This is a genomic window from Brevundimonas sp. KH_025 (genome assembly GCF_057839885.1).
The window spans coordinates 2,793,227-2,812,554 of record NZ_CM174501.1 but is presented as its reverse complement, the minus strand read 5'-3'; the positions used below and the strand labels follow the sequence as shown (position 1 = coordinate 2,812,554).

General features: G+C 68.9%; 16 protein-coding genes and 2 pseudogenes. 15 read left to right on the top strand and 3 right to left on the bottom strand.

Annotated elements, in window-relative coordinates:
• The 13 genes and pseudogenes from trmB to pnp all read left to right on the top strand — a co-directional run bounded on the left by trmB (position 1) and on the right by pnp (position 14,979).
• A complete protein-coding gene (gene trmB, locus AC3IS2_RS13885) occupies positions 1-765 on the top strand; it encodes a tRNA (guanosine(46)-N7)-methyltransferase TrmB (RefSeq protein WP_489198368.1) in 765 nt (254 codons plus the stop codon).
• Positions 766-1,031: 266 nt separating this feature from the next.
• Positions 1,032-1,505 (top strand): annotated as a pseudogene (locus tag AC3IS2_RS13880) (Tar ligand binding domain-containing protein); the annotation flags it as partial.
• Positions 1,506-1,598: 93 nt separating this feature from the next.
• Positions 1,599-2,963 (top strand): annotated as a pseudogene (locus AC3IS2_RS13875) (methyl-accepting chemotaxis protein); the annotation flags it as partial.
• A 139-nt stretch (positions 2,964-3,102) separates the two neighbouring features.
• Positions 3,103-3,705, top strand: coding sequence for a ribosome maturation factor RimP (gene rimP, locus AC3IS2_RS13870; RefSeq protein ID WP_489198367.1), 603 nt, complete (start codon positions 3,103-3,105; stop codon positions 3,703-3,705).
• Positions 3,705-5,435: a transcription termination factor NusA gene (gene nusA, locus AC3IS2_RS13865; protein ID WP_489198366.1), complete on the top strand. Its 1,731-nt coding sequence runs from the start codon at positions 3,705-3,707 to the stop codon at positions 5,433-5,435. Before rimP ends, nusA begins: the two co-directional genes overlap by 1 nt.
• Before the next feature lie 18 nt (positions 5,436-5,453).
• A complete protein-coding gene (locus tag AC3IS2_RS13860; RefSeq protein WP_489198365.1) occupies positions 5,454-6,158 on the top strand; it encodes an RNA-binding protein in 705 nt (234 codons plus the stop codon).
• 79 nt (positions 6,159-6,237) lie between these two features.
• On the top strand, positions 6,238-9,279 hold the full coding sequence (infB, locus tag AC3IS2_RS13855; protein WP_489198364.1) for a translation initiation factor IF-2: 3,042 nt from the start codon (positions 6,238-6,240) through the stop codon (positions 9,277-9,279).
• Between the two features lie 146 nt (positions 9,280-9,425).
• Positions 9,426-9,962 (top strand): hypothetical protein, encoded by a 537-nt coding sequence (locus tag AC3IS2_RS13850; RefSeq protein WP_489198363.1) that lies wholly within the window; start codon positions 9,426-9,428, stop codon positions 9,960-9,962.
• Between the two features lie 7 nt (positions 9,963-9,969).
• Positions 9,970-10,674, top strand: coding sequence for a DUF2459 domain-containing protein (locus AC3IS2_RS13845; RefSeq protein ID WP_489198362.1), 705 nt, complete (start codon positions 9,970-9,972; stop codon positions 10,672-10,674).
• 63 nt (positions 10,675-10,737) lie between these two features.
• Entirely contained in the window at positions 10,738-11,199 is a 462-nt protein-coding gene (gene rbfA, locus AC3IS2_RS13840) for a 30S ribosome-binding factor RbfA (RefSeq protein WP_489198361.1), read from the top strand.
• Positions 11,199-12,131 carry a tRNA pseudouridine(55) synthase TruB gene (gene truB / locus AC3IS2_RS13835; protein WP_489198360.1) on the top strand — a complete coding sequence of 311 codons (933 nt, stop codon included), beginning with the start codon at positions 11,199-11,201 and terminating at the stop codon, positions 12,129-12,131. The genes rbfA and truB overlap by 1 nt, the downstream gene beginning before the upstream one ends.
• Before the next feature lie 47 nt (positions 12,132-12,178).
• Positions 12,179-12,448 carry a 30S ribosomal protein S15 gene (rpsO, locus tag AC3IS2_RS13830; protein ID WP_207824097.1) on the top strand — a complete coding sequence of 90 codons (270 nt, stop codon included), beginning with the start codon at positions 12,179-12,181 and terminating at the stop codon, positions 12,446-12,448.
• A 296-nt stretch (positions 12,449-12,744) separates the two neighbouring features.
• On the top strand, positions 12,745-14,979 hold the full coding sequence (gene pnp, locus AC3IS2_RS13825; protein WP_489198359.1) for a polyribonucleotide nucleotidyltransferase: 2,235 nt from the start codon (positions 12,745-12,747) through the stop codon (positions 14,977-14,979).
• A gap of 305 nt (positions 14,980-15,284) precedes the next feature.
• On the opposite strand, the gene AC3IS2_RS13820 is transcribed toward pnp, so the two are convergent.
• Both AC3IS2_RS13820 and rph read right to left on the bottom strand, forming a co-directional pair.
• Complete coding sequence (locus AC3IS2_RS13820) at positions 15,285-15,734, bottom strand: hypothetical protein (protein WP_489198358.1); 450 nt, start codon at positions 15,732-15,734, stop codon at positions 15,285-15,287.
• A gap of 68 nt (positions 15,735-15,802) precedes the next feature.
• Positions 15,803-16,519 carry a ribonuclease PH gene (rph, locus tag AC3IS2_RS13815; RefSeq protein WP_489198357.1) on the bottom strand — a complete coding sequence of 239 codons (717 nt, stop codon included), beginning with the start codon at positions 16,517-16,519 and terminating at the stop codon, positions 15,803-15,805.
• 50 nt (positions 16,520-16,569) lie between these two features.
• Here rph and hrcA point away from each other — a divergent pair, with 50 nt between their 5' ends.
• Complete coding sequence (gene hrcA, locus AC3IS2_RS13810; protein WP_431566285.1) at positions 16,570-17,658, top strand: heat-inducible transcriptional repressor HrcA; 1,089 nt, start codon at positions 16,570-16,572, stop codon at positions 17,656-17,658.
• A complete protein-coding gene (gene grpE, locus AC3IS2_RS13805; protein WP_489198356.1) occupies positions 17,655-18,299 on the top strand; it encodes a nucleotide exchange factor GrpE in 645 nt (214 codons plus the stop codon). Before hrcA ends, grpE begins: the two co-directional genes overlap by 4 nt.
• A 91-nt stretch (positions 18,300-18,390) precedes the next feature.
• Here the strand turns inward: grpE and AC3IS2_RS13800 are convergent, their stop codons facing one another.
• Positions 18,391-19,293 (bottom strand): dienelactone hydrolase family protein, encoded by a 903-nt coding sequence (locus AC3IS2_RS13800; RefSeq protein WP_489198355.1) that lies wholly within the window; start codon positions 19,291-19,293, stop codon positions 18,391-18,393.
• Positions 19,294-19,328: the final 35 nt, after the last annotated feature.

Sequence of the window (19,328 nt, the reverse complement as noted above, 5' to 3'; positions counted from 1 at the left end):
ATGACCGACAAGTCCGACCTTCCCTCTGCCGATCAGGCCGACTTCGACCAGGCCTCCTTTGACAAGGGCCGCCCCGAATGGGCGCAGGCCCATGGCCCGCTGCGCTCGTTCGGACGCATCAAGTCGCGCCCGATCAAGGCGCGTCAGGCCGCTCTGTTCGACACCCTGATGCCGCAGATCGCCGTGCCGGATCCGGCCAAGGGGCCGATCGATCCGCAAGCCCTGATGCCGGACGCCAAGGAAGTCTGGCTCGAGATCGGCTTCGGCGGCGGCGAGCATCTGGCCGAACAGGCCGGACGTCACCCCGAGGCCCTGATGATCGGCTGCGAGCCCTTCCTCAACGGCGTGGCCTCGGCCCTGCGTCATGTGGAGGAGGGCGGTCTGAAGAACGTGCGCCTGCACGCCGACGACGCCCGTGCGGTGATGGCGGCCCTGCCGGACGCCTCGCTGGACCGGGTGATGATCCTGTTCCCCGATCCCTGGCACAAGGCGCGCCACAACAAGCGCCGCCTGCTGCAGGACGAGACGGCAGTCGAGATCGCCCGGCTGCTGAAGCCGGGCGGCCGGGTGCGCTTCGTCACCGACTGGCTGGACTACGCCGAATGGGCGCTGGAGCGGCTGGCGCGCACGCCGGGCCTGACGCGCATCGAGACGCCGGGCGAGGACTGGTTCGCCGTCCCCGCTGATCACGTCGTCACCCGCTATGAGGAAAAGAAGCTGGGCGACACGACGCCGATCTTCCTGGAGTTCGAGCGTCAGGCCTAGACCTGTGTCGGTCTCCTGATCCCGGAGCCGACCATGACCTTCAGCCTCTATGACGCCTCCGTGCCGATGTTCGTGCGGGGGCTGAACGCCCTGGTCGGTCTGATCGACAAGGCCGCGGCTTTGGGGCGAACTATCTGACCAGCTTCGCCCTGGTCTGACGTTTCGGCGTTACGTGCAATTACGCACGGAATACCCCGCAAGCCCCGCTTCGCCTGACGTTTACTCGCGTCACCGACCTTTCCTGAGACTTCTGGGAGGGCGTCGCTATGAAATGGACCATCAAGACCCGGTTGCTTGCGTGCCTCGCGGCCTTGGCCGTCGGCATGTTGGCGATCGGGCTGAGCGGTTGGGTTTCCGCGTCCATCACCGGTCAGCGAATGCAGTCGATTCTCGCGGATCGCATCGTTCCGATGCAGCAACTGAAGGCGGCCAGCGACATGTACGCCGTCAACATCGTCGATACGGTCCACAAGGCGCGCTCCGGCGCCGTCAGCCCGGGTGAAGCCCTGGTGGCCGTTGGCGCCGCCAAGGCGAAGATCGCCGAGAACTGGGACGCCTACAAGGCCACGGCGATGACCCCCGAGGAGACGGCCCTGGTCGCCGAAACGGTCGCTGGACTGCCGGTCGCCGACGCGGCCGTCTCCAAGCTCGAGGACATTCTGCGGTCGGGCGACCTGGCGGCGTTGCAAGCCTTCGCCGACCAAGAACTGTACCCCGCCATCGACCCCGTCAGCGCCAAGATCGGCGCCCTGGTTGATCTGCAAGTGGCGGTCGCCCGCCAGGATGGCGCAGCAGCGACGCGTGTCTTCGAGATTTCCATGATGGTGATGGGCGTTATCGCCCTGCTTGCAGGGGGATTGCTGGCGTTCGCCACGAGCGTGGTGCTGAACAAGGTCTCGGGGCCGCTGCAGGCGATGACCGCCGCCATGAGGCGTCTGGCGGACGGCGATCACAGCATCAGCGTGCCAGCCGTCGGACAGCGCGACGAACTGGGCGAGATGGCCGACGCCGTCGTGGTGTTTCGCGACGCCGCCATCAGCAAGATCAAGGCGGACGCCGAGGTGATCGAGGCCAAGGCCAAGGCCGATCATCAACAGCGAATCGCGAGTGAAGCGGCGATCGCCGAGCAACAGGCGCTGGTCGTCCAATCGTTTGGCGTCGCCCTGGAAAAGCTGGCGGAGGGCGACTTGACCTACCGCGTCAGCGACGGGCTGCCGGTGGAGTATCAAAAACTCCAGTCGGACTTCAACGCCGCCATTTCGCAGCTGGAGCAGGCGGTGTCGGTGGTGGTGTCCAACGTCGCCGCCATCCGTTCGGGCGCCGGCGAGATCAGCCAGGCCTCGGACGACCTGTCGCGCCGCACCGAACAGCAGGCCGCCTCGCTGGAGGAGACCGCCGCCGCCCTGGACGAGATCACCGCCACGGTGAACCGCACCGCCGACGGCGCGCGCCAGGCCTCGGGCGTGGTGCAGCAGGCGCGCGGCGACGCCGAGAAGAGCGGCCAGGTGGTGCGCGACGCGGTGGCCGCCATGAGCCAGATCGAGGCCTCCTCGAACCAGATCGGCGACATCATCGGCGTGATCGACGAGATCGCCTTCCAGACCAACCTCCTGGCCCTGAACGCCGGCGTCGAAGCCGCCCGTGCGGGCGACGCGGGTCGCGGCTTCGCGGTCGTGGCCTCCGAAGTCCGGGCCCTGGCCCAGCGCTCGGCCGAGGCGGCCAAGGAGATCAAGACCCTGATCTCGGCCTCGGGCCAGCAGGTCGGCGCGGGCGTCACCCTGGTCGGCCAGACGGGCGAGGCCCTGCAGCGCATCGTCAGCCGCGTGGCCGAGATCGACGGCCTGGTCTCGGAAATCTCGGCCTCGGCCCAGGAGCAGGCCACCGGCCTGCAACAGGTCAACACCGCCGTGAACCAGATGGACCAGGTGACGCAACAAAATGCTGCGATGGTCGAGCAATCGACCGCCGCCAGCCACTCGCTGGCCCAGGAGGCCGACGTCCTGGCCTCCTCGGTGTCGCGCTTCCGCACGGCCCAGGCCGCCGCTCCGGTCGCCGCCGCCCGCAAGCCGGCGGCTCCGGCCCGGACCCCGGCGCGCACGCCGCAGCCGGTGGCCCAGACGGTCGCCGCCCTGCGCGCCGGCGGCGCCGTCCGCAAGCCGACCCTGGCGGTGGTCACGGACGGCTGGGAGGAGTTCTGATCGGCCATGACGACAGCGGGGGCTGACACGGCCCCCGCTTTCGCCTATATGACCGCTCACATCGTTAGACCGGCGTCCAACGGCGTCGTTTCAAGCGGCGGCCCGGACGGACCGCCGCTTTTGTATTTGGACCTGACCCTTGCGCGCCAAGACCGCTGAAGACCGCGCCCTGCTGGAGATGATCGACCCCGTGGCCGAAAGCCTGGGGCTGGCCGTCGTGCGTGTGCGCCTGATGGGCGGCACCCTGCGTCGTCGCCTGCAGATCATGGCCGAGCGCGTGACCGACCACGACATCTCGGTCGAGGAATGCGCCCGCCTGTCGCGCGCCGTGTCGGAAGTGTTTGACGCCGCCGACCCCATCACCGGCGAATATCTGCTGGAAGTCTCGTCGCCCGGCATCGACCGGCCGCTGACCCGACTGATCGATTTCGACCTGTTCGAAGGCTATGAGGCCCGCCTCGAAACCGACCGCATGGTCGAGGGGCGCAAGCGCTTCAAGGGCGTTCTGGCCGGGACCGAGGGCGACAATGTCGCCATCGACCTGGAGGGCGAGGACGACACCGCCCTGATCCCCTTCGAGTGGGTGTCGGACGCCAAGCTGGTGCTGACCGACGAACTGCTGAAGCGGGGCGCGGCCCTGCGCGCGGCGCGCGGCGAACCCGAAGACGACGGCCTGCCGGAAGGCGAGGCCGAGATTGAACAAACGACCAACACCACGACCTCGACCAAGGACAAAGCCTGATGGCCGTCACCGGTATTTCCGCCAACCGCCTCGAACTGCTCTCGATCGCCGACGCCGTCGCGCGTGAGAAGAACATCGACAAGGAAATCGTCATCGAGGCGATCGAGGAGGCGATCCAGAAGGGCGCCAAGTCGCGCTACGGCGCCCACCACGACATCCGCGCCAAGATCGACCACAAGACCGGCGAACTGTCGCTGACCCGCCACGTCACCATCGTGCCGGACGACTGGCAGCCGGAAGACGAGCTGGAAGAATTCAACGACAGCGCCATGGTGCGCCTGACCGACGCCTCCAAGCGCGACCCGGAAGCCGCGGTCGGCAAGGAATACGTCGAGGTCCTGCCGCCGTTCGAATTCGGCCGCGTCCAGACCCAGATGGCCCGCCAGGTCGTGACCGGAAAGGTCCGCGAGGCCGAGCGCGCCAACCAATACGAAGAGTTCAAGGATCGCGTCGGCGAGATCGTCAACGGCACGGTCAAGCGCGTCGAATACGGCAACACCATCGTCGACCTGGGCCGTGGCGAAGGCATCATGCGCCGCGACCAGTCGATCCCGCGCGAGGTGTTCAACGTCGGCGACCGCGTCCGCACCTACATCTACGACGTGCGTCCCGAGGCCAAGGGTCCGCAGGTCATGCTGAGCCGCGCCCACCCGGGCTTCATGGCCAAGCTGTTCGCCCAGGAAGTGCCGGAAGTCTATGACGGCGTGATCGAGATCCGCGCCGCCGCCCGCGACGCCGGTTCGCGCGCCAAGATGGCCGTCCTGTCGAACGACAGCTCGATCGACCCCGTCGGCGCCTGCGTCGGCATGCGCGGCTCGCGCGTTCAGGCGGTCGTCGCCGAACTGCAGGGCGAGAAGATCGACATCATCCAGTGGAACGACGACGAGCCCACCTTCATCGTCAACGCCCTGGCCCCGGCCGAAGTGGCCAAGGTGGTGCTGGACGAAGAAGCCGACCGCGTCGAAGTCGTGGTGCCGGACGAGCAGCTGTCGCTGGCCATCGGCCGTCGCGGCCAGAACGTGCGCCTGGCCTCGCAGCTGACCGGCTGGCAGATCGACATCATCACCGAGTCGCAGGACAGCGAGCGTCGCCAGAAGGAGTTCGCCGAGCGGACCGCCCTGTTCCAGGAAGCCCTGGACGTCGACGAGACCATCGCCCAGCTGCTGGTCACCGAAGGCTTCGCTACGGTCGAGGACCTGGCCTTCGTGGAAGCCTATGAAGTCGCCGAGATCGAAGGCTTCGACGAGGACACCGCCGAAGAACTGCAGACCCGCGCCCGCGAATTCCTGGACCGCAAGGCCGCCGAACTGGACGCCAAGCGCGTCGCTCTCGGCGTCGAGGACGCGGTTCTGGACGTGCCGGGCGTGACCGGCGCCATCGCCGTCGCCCTGGGCGAAGGCGGCGTGAAGACGGTCGAGGACCTGGCCGACCTGGCCACCGACGAAATCCGCGGCGGCTATGAAGTGAAGAACGGCGAGCGGACCAAGGTCCCGGGCGTTCTGGAGAGCTTCAACCTGTCGCAGGAAGACGCCGAACTGCTGATCCTGCACGCTCGCGTGGCGGCCGGCTGGATCGACGCTTCGGAACTGCCGCAGCCGGAACCCGAGCCCGAGTATGAGGAAGAAATCTTCGCCGACGCCGGCGAAGACGGCGCCGAATATGAAGGCGAAGCCGTTGATGTCGATGCGGAGGTCTTCGACGAAGACCTCGAGCCGACCCAAGACGCGTGATGGGAGCCGCAGCTGTCCATGACCCCGAACGAGGCGCTGATCGATAGAGACCGTCAGGACCTGGTGACCCGCCAGGTTCTCGATGAATCTCGCCTGATCCGCTTCGTGCCGGCGCCGGACGGCTCGGTGGCCCCCGATCTCGCACGCAAGCTGCCCGGCCGCGGCCTCTGGGTCGAAGCCTCGCGCGCCTCGGTCGAGACGGCGGTCAAGAAGAACCTGTTCGCCCGCTCGGCCAAGGCACCGCTGAAGCCGGCGGCGGACCTGGCCGACATGGTCGAGAAACTGCTGGTTCGGCGCTGTCTGGACCAGCTGGGTCTTGCCCGGCGCGAAGGCGTGCTTATCTCTGGCTTCGAAAAGAGCGCCGCCGCCATTCGCGGCGGACGGGCGGCTTGGGTCATCGAGGCGGCGGACGGGTCCGCCGACGGTCGCGGCAAGCTTCTGGCCCTTGCGAAACACCCGTCCCCGGCGCCCAAAATCTGCGGCGCTTTCACGGCGGACGATTTGAGTTTGGCCCTTGGGCTGGAAAATGCGATACACGCCGTCCTGCTGAAAGGCGGGCGAGCCGATCGCTGGACCCTAGAGGTCGAGCGGCTGGCGGGATTTCGGCCTCTGCGTCCAGAGAGCTGGCGCCGGGATGGCCCCGGCGACGGCGCCGAGGACGACCGGGGCGGGACCCCGGAACGAGAGCCTGAGGCTTTTGGCGGGCGAGGACCTGTTTCCTGACCAGGGAGCGGGACCACGCCCGGCTATGGGTGTTTGACGAGACGATGGCGGAATTCTCCGCCCCGAGTAAAGCGACCGGATGAGCGACGAAAACGACAAGACCGAAGACGGTAAGACCCCTGCCAACGCGCCTTCTCAAACGGGGCCGCGCGCTCCGCTGAGCCTGAAGCCGCGCGCGGCGGGATCGGTCTCGACCGGCACCGTGAAGCAGAGCTTCAGCCATGGCCGATCCAAGACCGTGGTCGTCGAGACGAAGCGCCGCGCCGGCGCGGTCCCCGGACATCAGCGTCCGCAGGGCTTTGACGTGTCGCGTCCGCGCGCCGATCAGGGCGCGCCCCAGGCGCCGCGTTCCAACGCCCCGCGCGGCGGTCCCGCCGGCGGCGCCCTGTCGGTCGAGGAACAGGAGGCGCGTCGCCGCGCCATCGCCCTGGCCACCCAGGCGCAGGCTGAGCGCGAACGCGCCGCCGTCGCCGAGAAGGCCGCCCGCGAAGCCGCCCAGCGCGACCAGGCCGCCGCCGCCGAGAAGGCCGCGGAAGCCGCCCGCGCCGAAGCCGCCGCCGCCAAGGCCGCGGCCGACGCCGCCCGCGCCGAGGCAGCCAAGCTGACGGCCGCCGCGCCGCCCGCCACCCCGGCCAAGCCCGCCGCGCCGAAGGTCGAACTGCCCAAGGTCGAGCTGCCGAAGCCGATCGTGGCGGCCCCGACGCCTGCGCCGACCCCGGCTCCGGCTGCGCCGGCTCCGCGTCCGGCGCCGCCCGCGCGTCCGGTGGTCAACTTCGGCCAGCGCGCCCCCAAGATCCCGACCGGCCGCGCGCCGATCGAGCGTCCCGCCTTCGGCGGCCGTTCGGCCCGCGAACAGGCCATGGGCGACGGCGAACGGCCGCAGTCCGATCGTCCCCAGGCCACGGAGCGTCCGCAAGGCGCTCGTCCCCAGGGTGATCGTCCGCAGGGCGCCCGTCCGGCCGCCAGCCAGACCGTCCGCTATTCGGCCCTGAACCCGAAGCCGGCCCCCGGCGCCGCCCGTCCCGGCGCGGCCCGCACCGGCCCCGGCGGCCGTCCGGCCCCGAACGCACCGCCGGCCACGCCCGAAGTGGCGCGCCCCAGCCGCGCGCCCGGCACGGGCTTCGGCCGTCCGGTCGGCCGCGACGATGATCGCGACAAGCGTTTCTCGGACGCCGGTCCCGGCAAGGCTGTCAGCCGCACACGCGGCGAGCCCAAGCGCCGCGAAGGCCGCTTGACCATCCAGTCGGTCGCCGGCGACGGCGACACCGCCGAACGCATGCGTTCGCTGGCCTCGGTCCGCCGCGCCCGCGAACGCGAGAAGGAAAAGCGCAAGGGCGGCTCGACCGACGCGCCGAACCGGCCGCGCGAAGTCGTCATCCCTGACGTCATCACCGTGCAGGAGCTGTCCAACCGGATGGCCGTCCGCGGCGTCGACATCATCAAATTCCTGATGCGTCAGGGCATGATGATGAAGATCAACGACGTGATCGATTCCGACACCGCCGAACTGGTGGCCGAGGAATACGGCATGGCCGTCAAGCGCGTCTCGGAATCCGACGTCGAAGAAGGCTTCATCGCCGAGGCCGACGACGAGGACGCGACCACGGTCCGCGCCCCGGTCGTGGCCATCATGGGCCACGTCGACCACGGCAAGACCTCGCTGCTGGACGCCCTGCGCACCACGGACGTCGCAGGCGGCGAAGCCGGCGGCATCACCCAGCACATCGGCGCCTATCAGGTGCGCCTGGAAGACGGCCAGCGCGTCACCTTCCTGGACACCCCGGGCCACGCCGCCTTCTCGGCGATGCGGGCGCGCGGCGCCAATGTCACCGACATCGTGGTTCTGGTCGTGGCCGCCGACGACGGCGTCATGCCGCAGACGGTGGAAGCCATCCAGCACGCCAAGGCGGCCGGCGCTCCCCTGATCGTGGCGGTCAACAAGATCGACAAGCCCGACGCCAACTCGCAGAAGGTCGTCAACGAGCTTCTGCAGTATGAAGTCATCGCGGAAAGCCTGGGCGGCGAAACCCAGATCATCGAGGTGTCGGCCAAGAACCGCACCAACCTCGACGGCCTGCTGGAAGCCATCCTGGTGCAGGCCGAGGTCATGGACCTGCGGGCCAACCCGGACCGTTCGGCCGAAGGCGTGGTCATCGAGGCCAAGCTGGACAAGGGCCGCGGCCCGGTCGCCACCGTCTTGGTCAAGCGCGGCACGCTGAAGCGCGGCGACATCGTCGTGGCCGGCTCCGCCTGGGGCAAGGCGCGCGCCCTGCTGGACGAACGCAACGCCCAACTGACCGAAGCCGGTCCCTCCGTTCCGGTCGAGATCCTCGGCCTGTCGGAAGCGCCGTCGCCGGGCGACGTCTTCGCCGTGGTGGAGAGCGAGGCCCGCGCCCGTGAACTGACCGAATATCGCGAGCGTGCGCGCCGCGAGAAGAACCAGGTCTCGGGCGGTTCGGTGTCGCTGGTCGACATGATGTCGAAGCTGCAGTCGAAGAAGGTCTCGGAACTGCCGGTCGTCATCAAGGCGGACGTGCAGGGTTCGGCCGAAGCCATCGTCGGCTCGCTGGAGAAGATGGGCAACGACGAAGTCCGCGCCCGCACCGTCTATTCGGGCGCCGGCGGCATCACCGAGAGCGACGTCAACCTGGCCAAGTCGGCCGGCGCGCCGATCCTCGGCTTCAATGTTCGTGCGTCCAAGCAGGCGCGCGACCTGGCCGACCGTGAAGGCGTCGAGATCCGCTACTACTCGATCATCTACGACCTGCTGGACGACATGAAGGGCGTGCTCTCGGGCATGCTGGCGCCGCTCCAGCGCGAAACCTTCCTCGGCAACGCCAAGGTGCTGCAGGTCTTCGACATCACCAAGGTCGGCAAGATCGCCGGCTGCCGGGTGTCGGAAGGCGTGGTCCGCAAGGGCGCGCGCGTCCGCATCATCCGCGACGACGTGGTGGTGCTGGAACTGGGCGTCCTCAACACGCTCAAGCGCTTCAAGGACGAGGTCAACGAAGTGCCCTCGGGCCAGGAGTGCGGCATGCAGTTCCAGGGCTTCCAGGACATCAAGGAAGGCGACTACATCGAGTGCTTCACCGTCGAAGAGGTCAAGCGCACCCTCGACTAGGGCGTTTGACGGTTCGATCCGGGCATTGGGGCGCGATCTCGAAGGAGGTCGCGCCCTTCGTCTTTTCGGGCCGAGGCTTCACGGCGGCCGTCGGCCCCGTTAGGGTTCGCCCGTCGCCGGGGGGCGTGTTCATCGACGGGTTCGCCATGCGCCGCCACATCCTGATCTCGGCTCTGATCGCCGCCGCCGTCCCCGCCGCTTTTGGGGCGGGGCCCGCCGCCGCCTCCACGCGCTTTCTGGCCTTTGACGCGCGCGACCGCACGACCCAGGCCCTGACGCGCGGCGTGACCCTGGAGGTCGAGCGCGGCCTGTTCGGCGCCGTGGCGGTGCGCAATCTGTTCTCCAGCAGCTCGCGCGGGTCGGCCCGTTTCACGCCGGGCGGTCCGGACGCCGTGCGTCGCGCCCTGCCGGCGGGCGCCAGCGAGAGCGGCGTCTACGCCATCGTGCAGGAAGGCGACGGCCGTGGCCTGGCCCGCGCCCTGTGTCCCGGGGCGGAGGAGAGCTGGGTGGTGGTGGGCCGGGTTCGGGCGGGCCGCCCCATGACCATGCACGCCGTCGGGCGTTGGGCTGACGGCCAGTACCGCCACTGCGTCCAGCTGAACTACGACTATCGCGGCGAATGGGCGACGCAGGCCGGCAGCAGTCCGGCGCGGGACGTCCCTGCGGCCTTCGGTCCGAACTGAAGACGACGTGCCGGGCCGGTTCCTGATCGCGGCCCTGATCGGCCTGGTCGCGGCCCTGTGGACCCTGACCCGGCCCGGCGATCCGGCCCTCTATCCGGCGGCGCCGGACGAGGCGGAGGTGACCGTCCATCTGCTCGACAACGGCTTTCACGCCGATCTGGCCGTGCCGCGCGCGGCCCTGGCCGAGGGGGGCGGGCCGCTGGCCGAGGCGGTCGCCAGCCTGGCGCCTGGCGGCTGGGTCCTGATCGGCTGGGGCGACGCGACCTTCTATGTCGATCAGAACCCGATCCGGGACCGGCTGCCCGACGGCGCCCGCGCCTTCCTGAAGCCGGGCAACGCCTCCGTGGTCATGCTGGACCCCGAGGCGGAGGATCCCGCGGTTCGCTTCGGGCCGGAGGTCCGGCGGTCGTTGCGGCTGTCGCGTGAGGGCATGGCGGCCTTGCGGGCGCGGGTGCAGGTCTCGCTGGCGCCCGATGCGGCGGGCCGTCCCGTCGTGGCGGCGGCGCGGCCCGGCGACGACGCCCGCTTCTTCAAGAGCCGCGAGACCTTCTGGATCGGCCACCTGTGCAATCACTGGACGGCGGAGCTGCTGTCGGCGGCGGGACTGCCGATCCGGCCCTATCGCGCCGTGACCTCGGGCGAGGTGATGCGGACCGCCGCCCGCGCGGACCAGGACGCGGCCAAGCTGGACTTGAAGCCCGTCCGCGACTAGACCGCGCCCTTCGCTTTTTCAGCCGGCGTCCGATCCCCGGCGAGCGAACAAGGGAGGCGCGCCATGAGCCGCAAACAGCATACCCGTAACGCCACCGGCCCGATGGGCCCGTCGCAGCGCCAGCTGCGCGCCGGCGAACTGATCCGTCACGCCCTGGTCGACGTGCTGCGCGAGCAGGAGGTCCACGACGAGGCCCTGCTGGGCGTGTCGATCACCGTGACCGAGGTGCGGCTGTCGCCAGACCTGAAGCACGCCACCTGCTTCGTCGAGCCTCTGGGCGCCGGCGTCGAGGCGGCCGTGACGGCGGGCCACGAGTCCGCGATCATCAAGGCGCTGAACGCCCACGCCAAATTCCTGCGCGGCCAGCTGGGCCGCCACATCGACATGAAGTTCACCCCGGACCTGAAGTTCCGCCACGACGAGAGCTTCGACGCCGCCAGCCACATCGACCGGCTGATGGACGACCCGCGCGTGCGCGCCGACCTGGAACGTGCGGAAGGCGACGAAGACGAAGGCCAAGCCTGATGGCGCGTCGCAAGAACGGCGAGATCGTCAACGGCTGGGTCTGCCTGGACAAGCCGTTCGAGATGGGGTCGACCGAGGCGGTGACCAAGGTCCGCCGTCTGTTCGACGCCCAGAAGGCGGGCCACGCCGGGACGCTGGACCCGCTGGCCTCGGGCGTCCTGCCCATCGCTTTGGGAGAGGCGACCAAGACGGTGCCCTTCATGATGGACGCCGAGAAGGTCTATCGCTTCACCATCCACTGGGGCATTTCGACCGACAGCATCGACCGCGAAGGCGAGATCATCGCCCGCTCGGACGTCCGACCCTCGGTCGAGGCGGTCAAGGCGGCGCTGCTGTCCTTCGTCGGCGAGATCGACCAGGCGCCGCCGCAGTTCTCGGCCATCCGCGTCAATGGCGAACGTGCCTACGACCTGGCGCGCGACGGGGTGCAGTTCGAGCTGGAGACCCGCAAGGTGACGATCTTTGAGGCGGCCGTGACCGACGCCCCGGACGCCGACCACGTCGAGATCACCATGCGCACCGGCAAGGGCGTCTATGTCCGCTCGCTGGCCCGCGACCTGGCCGCCATGCTGGGCGCGGAAGGGCATGTTTCGGCCCTGCGGCGCGAGCGGGTGGGGCCGTTCACCGCCGAGAACGCCGTCACACTGGATTTTCTCGTCGATCTGGCGCATAAGGGCGCCGCCTTGGAAGGCTTGCTGCCCGTTTCGACCGCTCTGGACGACATCCCGGATCTGGCCGTCACGGAACAGGACGCCTTCTCGCTGAGGCAGGGACGGCCGATCGTTCTGCTCCCCCGTCAGGTTGAAACCTTGAAGAGCCAGCTTCCAGCCGGTTCGCGCACGGTGTCGGCCTTCGTGGGAGAGACCCTGGTCGCGCTCTGCACCATGCGGGCCGGACGGCTAGAACCCGACCGTGTTTTCAATCTCCCCTAGCGCTCGTTTTCGGGCGGCGCGACAGGGCTCCAACATGGAGACTTTCGATGTCGATTACGGCTCAACGCAAGGGCGAAGTCATCGCTGACAACGCTCGTTCGGCTGCAGACACCGGCTCGGCCGAGGTCCAGGTCGCGATCCTTTCGGAACGCATCGCCAACCTGACCGAGCACTTCAAGACCCACAAGAAAGACAACCACTCGCGTCGCGGCCTTCTGAAGATGGTCTCGCAGCGTCGTCGTCTTCTTGACCACCTGACCAAGGTCGATCGCGAGCGTTATGTCGCTCTGATCACCAAGCTGGGCCTGCGTCGCTAAGGCGGCCGACCGGCAGCGGATAGATTTCTCGAGGCGCGGGCGGACACGTCCGCGCCTCGTTCCGCACCTAGAGCCTTTTCCGGAGCGGACGCGGTCCGCCTCGGAAAACGCTCGGACCAACGAGCTTCCTGCGCGCCGCGGGTCTAATCGGCGCAGACGCGAGGGCCAGGACGGTCCTTGCTCCATCCGCCCGGACGCGATGGCGCGACCGGGTTCTCGGGGACCGAGGGACTGAACAGCCCGAGGCTCCACACACCCCCGTCGGGAATACGCCCGTGGGAGACGAAAGAAGAAAAATGTTCGACATCAAACGCAAGACGATCGAGTGGGCCGGCCGCCCGCTGACGCTGGAAACCGGCCGCATCGCCCGTCAGGCTGACGGCGCCGTGCTGGCGACCTACGGCGAGACCGTGGTCCTGGCCACCGTCGTCTATGGCCGCCAGCCCAAGCCGGGCCTGGATTTCTTCCCGCTGACCGTCAACTACCAAGAGAAGACGTTCGCCGCCGGCAAGATCCCGGGCGGCTACTTCAAGCGTGAAGGCCGTCCGTCGGAAAAAGAGACCCTGGTCTCGCGCCTGATCGACCGTCCGATCCGCCCCCTGTTCGTCAAGGGCTTCAAGAACGAGACCCAGGTCGTCATCACCGTGCTGCAGCACGACATGGAGAATGACCCGGACATCGTCGGCATGGTCGCCGCCTCGGCCGCCCTGACCATCTCGGGCGTGCCTTTCATGGGCCCGATCGGCGCCGCCCGCGTCGGCCTGATCGACGGCGAGCTGGTCCTGAACCCCGCCATCGACACCATCGCTGACTCCGCGCTCGACCTGGTCGTCGCCGGTACGCAAGACGCCCTGATGATGGTCGAATCCGAAGCCAAGGAGCTGTCGGAAGAGAAGATGCTCGAGGCCCTGATGTTCGCACACGCGGGCATGCAGCCGGTCATCGACGCCATCATCGAACTGGCCGAACACGCCGCCAAGGAGCCGTTCGACTTCCAGGCCGAAGATCACTCGGACGTCGTCGCCTCGATCAAGAAGCTGGTCGGCGAAGACATCAAGGCCGCCTACGCCCACCCGGGCAAGTATGAGCGCCGCTCGGGCGTCGACGCGGCCAAGAAGACCGCCGCCGCGGCCCTGGTGAAGACCGACGAGAACCCCGAGGGCGTCGACTCGTCCAAGTTCTCGGCCGCCTTCAAGGAATGCGAAGCCGACGTCCTGCGTCGCGACATCATCGAGAACGCTCACCGCGTCGACGGCCGCGCCCTCGACAAGGTCCGCGCCATCGTCTCGGAAGTCGGCGTCCTGCCGCGCACCCACGGTTCGTCGCTGTTCACGCGCGGCGAAACCCAGGCCCTGGTCGTCGCCACCCTCGGCACCGGCGAGGACGAGCAGTACATCGACAGCCTGTCGGGCACCTACAAGGAGTCCTTCCTGCTGCACTACAACTTCCCCCCCTATTCGGTGGGTGAAGCCGGCCGCATGGGTTCGCCCGGCCGCCGCGAAATCGGTCACGGCAAGCTGGCCTGGCGCGCGATCCGTCCGATGCTGCCGACCAAGGAAGACTTCCCCTACACCATCCGTCTGGTCTCCGAGATCACCGAGTCCAACGGCTCGTCCTCGATGGCCACGGTCTGCGGTTCGTCGCTGGCCCTGATGGACGCCGGCGTGCCGCTGGTCCGTCCGGTCTCGGGCATCGCCATGGGTCTGATCCTGGAGCCGTCGGGCGAGTTCGCCATCCTGTCCGACATCCTGGGCGACGAAGACCACCTGGGCGACATGGACTTCAAGGTCGCTGGCACCTCGGAAGGCATCACCAGCCTTCAGATGGACATCAAGGTCGCCGGCATCACCAAGGAGATCATGGAGCAGGCTCTGACGCAGGCTTCGGCCGGCCGCCTGCACATCCTCGACGAAATGTCGAAGGCCATGGACGCGCCGCGCGCCGAACTGGGCGAGCATGCTCCCAAGATCGAAACCATCAAGATCCCGGTCGACAAGATCCGTGAAGTGATCGGTTCGGGCGGCAAGGTGATCCGCGAGATCGTCGAGAAGACCGGCGCCAAGATCGACATCGGCGATGACGGCACCATCAAGGTCGCCGCCAACGACCAGGAGAAGATCGACGCCGCCAAGAACTGGATCAACTCCATCGCCGCTGAGCCGGAAATGGGCGCGATCTACACCGGCAAGGTGGTCAAAGTCGTCGACTTCGGCGCCTTCGTGAACTTCTTCGGCGCCAAGGACGGTCTGGTCCACGTGTCCCAGATCGCTCTGGAACGCGTCGCCAACCCGGCCGACGTCCTGTCGGAAGGCCAAGAGGTCAAGGTCAAGTTCCTGGGCTTCGACGATCGCGGCAAGACCAAGCTGTCGATGAAGGTCGTCGACCAGGCCACGGGCGAAGACATCACCGACAAGATCAACGCCGAGCGCGCTGAACGCGGTGAACCCGCCCTGTCGGAAGACACCGGCGGCCGTCCGAAGCGTGAAGGCGGCGATCGCGGTGGCGATCGTGGCCGTCGCCGTCGCGACTAAGCCTTACGGCTGAAATGAAGAAGGCCCCGCTGGAAACAGCGGGGCCTTTTTTCTTTGTTAGGGCGCTATCGCACGCGACGCGGTCGCGCGCTGCTTGAGCGCGGCTTCTCCCTCCCCGTTCGGGGAGGGAGGCTGAGGCCGTCAGGCCGAAGTCGGGTGGGGGCGGCGTCGCAGATCAGCCGCAACGTCTCATCTCGGCCAAGCTCTATGTAAATCGGGCGTGGCGTTCCGTTTCGCCAAGCCCTCCCCACCCGGTCGCTAGCGCGACCACCCTCCCCGAACGGGGAGGGTGAGGCGGCGGCGCCTTACGCCCCACATTCCTTCGGCTTCTGCTCATCCGGGCCGTACATGGCGCAGGAGCGGTCGATCTCGCCCTGAATCATGTCGCAGGGGTTGGCGTTGTGGCACGGCGGACGGGACGCCGGGCTGACGGCGATGCAGCGTTCGACCAGGCGCTTCGACCGAGCCTCGCCGATTTCGGCCAGGCAGGAGCCGGGCTCGCCCGCGGGCTCTGCGGGCTTGTCGACGACGGGCTCAGGCGCCGGCTCAGTCTTGGGCCTGGGCGGCGCGACGGGGGCGGCAGGCGGCGCCTCCTGGAACGGCACGGCGTCGATCGGTTCCTGCGACAGCTTCGTATCGACGCCCAAGGCCGGCGCCTTGACGGGCGTCGACTGCGGCTGGCCGCAACCGGCCAGAAGGGCGGCCGACAGGGCCAGAAGAGAGGCGGCGAGGGCGGGGCGCATGACGGTCAGCATGGGCGGATCTCCGTTCGCGGAAGACCCCACCATGCCTTGATCGGCCCTCGCGGCCTAGTCCTGGAAAATCAGCGGCCCAGGGCGGCGCGTTGCAGGGCGAACAGGTCGGCGCAGCCGATCCCGGCCAGTTCGAACAGGCGGTCGAACTCGGGACGCGAGAAGCCGCGCTTCTCGCCCGTGGCCTGGATCTCGACGATGCCGCCGGCGCCGGTCAGGACGAAGTTGGAATCGGCCTCGGCGGTGGAGTCTTCCTCATAGTCGAGGTCCAGAACCGGCAGGTCGTTGAAGATGCCGCACGACACGGCGGCGACCTGGTCGATGATCGGGTTGGTCTTCAGCACGCCTTCGTCGGTCAGATAGTTGAGGGCCGAAGACATGGCGACCCAGGCGCCGGTGATCGAGGCGGTGCGGGTGCCGCCGTCGGCCTGGATGACGTCGCAGTCGATCAGCACCTGGCGCTCGCCCAGGGCCTTGAGGTCCACCACGGCGCGCAAGGAGCGGCCGATCAGGCGCTGGATTTCCTGGGTGCGGCCCGACTGCTTGCCGGCGGCGGCTTCGCGACGGCCGCGCGTGTGGGTGGCGCGGGGCAGCATGCCGTATTCGGCCGTGACCCAGCCCTGGCCGGTGTTGCGCATCCAGCCCGGCACCTTTTCCTCGACCGAGGCGGTGCAAAGCACCTTGGTGTGGCCGAACGAGACCAGGCACGAGCCCTCGGCGTAGCGGTTGACGCCGGTCTCCAGCGTGACGGCGCGGAGTTGTTCGGGGGTGCGTTCAGACGGGCGCATGGGATTTCCTTGGAACCAGGGCAGCGCGTGCTTATCCTGAAAGCGTGAGCCTGTATGCCCCCCATCCGTCGCCGTTCGGAAGCGCCCCCGCAGGCCTGGGGACGCTGGACGCCCGTGCGCGCGACATCTTCCGCCGCATCGTCGAGACCTATCTGGAAACGGGCGAGCCGGTCGGGTCGCGCACCATCTCGCGCGGCGGGCTGGCCCTGTCGCCGGCCTCGATCCGCAATACGATGCAGGACCTGACGCTGGCGGGCCTGCTGGCCTCGCCGCATACTTCGGCCGGGCGGGTGCCGACCCATGCGGGCTTGCGCCTGTTCGTCGACGGCCTGCTGGAGGTCGGCGACATCGGTCAGGACGAGCGGCGCGAGATCGACGCACGGCTGGCCGGGAAGGGCCGCAACTTCGAGGAGGCCCTGGACGCAGCGACAAACCTGCTGTCCGGTCTGGCTGGCGGGGCGGGCATCGTCGCCAGCCCGGTGCGCGACGCCGGCGTCAAGCACGTCGAGTTCGTGGCGCTCGGCCACGATCAGGCCCTGGCGGTGCTGGTCGGCGACGACGGCACGGTCGAGAACCGGCTGATGCCCCTGTCGGCGGGGGTGACGCCCTCGACGCTGTCCGAGGCCTCCAATTTCCTGAATGCCCGGCTGAAAGGCCGCCCTCTGGCCGAGGCGCGCACCGAGATGAGCGCCGAACTGGACGCCGCCCGGCGCGAGTTGGACGCCGCCGCCGCGCGTCTGGTCGAGGACGGCCTGGCCGCCTGGTCCGGCGGGGGGGAACGCGACCGGGCCCTGATCGTGCGCGGCCGCGCCAATCTGTTGCAGGACGCGGAAGCCCTCGAGGATCTGGAGCGGGTCCGCGTCCTGTTCGACGATCTGGAGCAGAAGGAACAGCTGATCGGCCTGCTCGACGGGGTCGGCGCGGCCCAGGGCGTGCGCATCTTCATCGGCGCCGAAACACGGTTGTTTTCGCTTTCGGGTTCCGCCGTGATCGCGGCGCCCTATATGACGGGTCGGCAGCGGATGCTGGGCGCCATCGGCGTCATCGGCCCCGCAAGACTGAACTATGCCCGTGTCATACCGTTGGTGGACTATACCGCCCGGGTGCTGGGCCGGATTCTGGACGGACAAGAGACGTGAACGACATCAACGACGCGACCCGGGACCAACTCGAGCAGGACATGGGAGAGTCCGCCATCGACGCCGCAGCCGAAGGCGCGGACGACGGCGACATGGCCGTGGTCGACGCCCTGATCGCCGAGCGCGACCAGTGGAAGGACCGCGCTCTGCGCGCCGTGGCCGACGCCGAGAACACCAAGCGCCGCGCCGAGACCCAGGCCAACGACGCCCGCGCCTACGCCATCCAGCGCTTCGCCAAGGATCTGCTGGGCGTGGCCGACACCCTGGAGCGCGGCCTGCTGTCGGCGCCCAAGGTGCTGGAAGGCGCCGAGGCCGACAGCGCCGCCGCCGCCATGGTCACGGGTCTGGAGCTGACGCAGAAGTCCCTGCTGTCGGCCTTCGACGCCAACGGCCTGACCCGCGTCGCGCCCGAGCCGGGCGAGGCCTTCGACCCGCACCTGCATCAGGCGGTGATGGAACAGCCCTCGGACAGCGTGCCGGGCGGCACGGTGATCCAGACCCTGCAACCCGGCTACGCCCTGTTCGGCCGCACCGTGCGCGCCGCCATGGTGGCGGTCGCGGCCAAGGGTTCCGGCCCGGCCTCGGGCGGCGCCTATTCGGAAGCCAACACGACCGGCGGGAATTTCGACGCCAAGGCGTGAGGTTCCGACCGCTTGAATGACGACGGCCCGGGGCAGACGCTCCGGGCCGTTTTCATTGGGGCTGAGCCCTCCCCCTCGAGAGGGAAGGGGGCTATTTCAGCTTCTGGTCAAAGAAGCCCAGCAACCTTTGCCACCCGTCCTTGGCGTCCGCCTCGCGGTAGCTGGGGCGATAGTCGGCGTGGAAGGCGTGGGGGGCGTTCGGATAGACCACGATCTCGCTGCCCGCGGCCCCGGCCCGGTCCAGCGCCGCGCGCATGGTCTCGACGCTGGCCACGGGGATGCCGCCGTCCTGACCGCCATAGAGACCCAGGACCGGGGCCTTGAGATCGGCGGCCAGATCGACGGGCCAGGGGCGACCAGCGGTCGCTTGCGCCTCGGTCGCTGTGGCGGCCGGGGCCAGCCGGCCGTACCAGGCGACCCCGGCGTCCAGGGCCGGGAAGCGGGCGCAGGCCTGCCACACCACCTTGCCGCCCCAGCAGAAGCCGGTGATGCCGACCTTGTCGGCCTTGGCCCAGGTCTGCAGCCCGATCCATTCCAGGGTCGCGGCGACGTCGCCCATGACCTGTTCGTAGCCGGCGGCCCCGACGATGGTCATGATGGCCGACATGTCGCTGAGCGGGGCCGGGTCTTCCTTGCGCACGAAGAAGGCGGGGGCGACGGCGGCGTAGCCCGCCTTGGCCAGGCGGCGGCAGACGTCGCGGATGTATTCGTGCACGCCGAAAATCTCGGACACGACAATCACGACGGGGAAGGGGCCTTCGCCGTCGGGCCGGGCCACATAGGCGGGCAGTTCGAACCCGTCGGGCGCAGGATAGGAGACGGTCGCCGTGACCAGTCCGGCGCTGTCGGTGGCGACCGGGCTGGCCGACTGGCTGAGTGCGGCGGGGGCGTAGGCGGCGAAGGCCACGCCGCCGAGGGTCGCGATCCCCAGACTGCGGCGGCTGGGGGCGATCTGGTCGGCGCTCAGGCCCTCGGGCCGAGTGATCAGGGTCATCGCGGGTCTCCGGTGCGGCTTCGGACGTCAGGCCG

Bases quoted from the DNA above. Each gene is read 5' to 3' on its own strand.
- trmB (WP_489198368.1), top strand. From the start codon at position 1: ATGACCGACAAGTCCGACCTTCCCTCTGCCGATCAGGCCGACTTCGAC.
- nusA (WP_489198366.1), top strand. From the start codon at position 3,705: ATGGCCGTCACCGGTATTTCCGCCAACCGCCTCGAACTGCTCTCGATC.
- AC3IS2_RS13860 (WP_489198365.1), top strand. From the start codon at position 5,454: ATGACCCCGAACGAGGCGCTGATCGATAGAGACCGTCAGGACCTGGTG.
- infB (WP_489198364.1), top strand. From the start codon at position 6,238: ATGAGCGACGAAAACGACAAGACCGAAGACGGTAAGACCCCTGCCAAC.
- AC3IS2_RS13850 (WP_489198363.1), top strand. From the start codon at position 9,426: ATGCGCCGCCACATCCTGATCTCGGCTCTGATCGCCGCCGCCGTCCCC.
- rbfA (WP_489198361.1), top strand. From the start codon at position 10,738: ATGAGCCGCAAACAGCATACCCGTAACGCCACCGGCCCGATGGGCCCG.
- truB (WP_489198360.1), top strand. From the start codon at position 11,199: ATGGCGCGTCGCAAGAACGGCGAGATCGTCAACGGCTGGGTCTGCCTG.
- rpsO (WP_207824097.1), top strand. From the start codon at position 12,179: ATGTCGATTACGGCTCAACGCAAGGGCGAAGTCATCGCTGACAACGCT.
- pnp (WP_489198359.1), top strand. From the start codon at position 12,745: ATGTTCGACATCAAACGCAAGACGATCGAGTGGGCCGGCCGCCCGCTG.
- AC3IS2_RS13820 (WP_489198358.1), bottom strand. From the start codon at position 15,734: ATGCTGACCGTCATGCGCCCCGCCCTCGCCGCCTCTCTTCTGGCCCTG.
- rph (WP_489198357.1), bottom strand. From the start codon at position 16,519: ATGCGCCCGTCTGAACGCACCCCCGAACAACTCCGCGCCGTCACGCTG.
- AC3IS2_RS13800 (WP_489198355.1), bottom strand. From the start codon at position 19,293: ATGACCCTGATCACTCGGCCCGAGGGCCTGAGCGCCGACCAGATCGCC.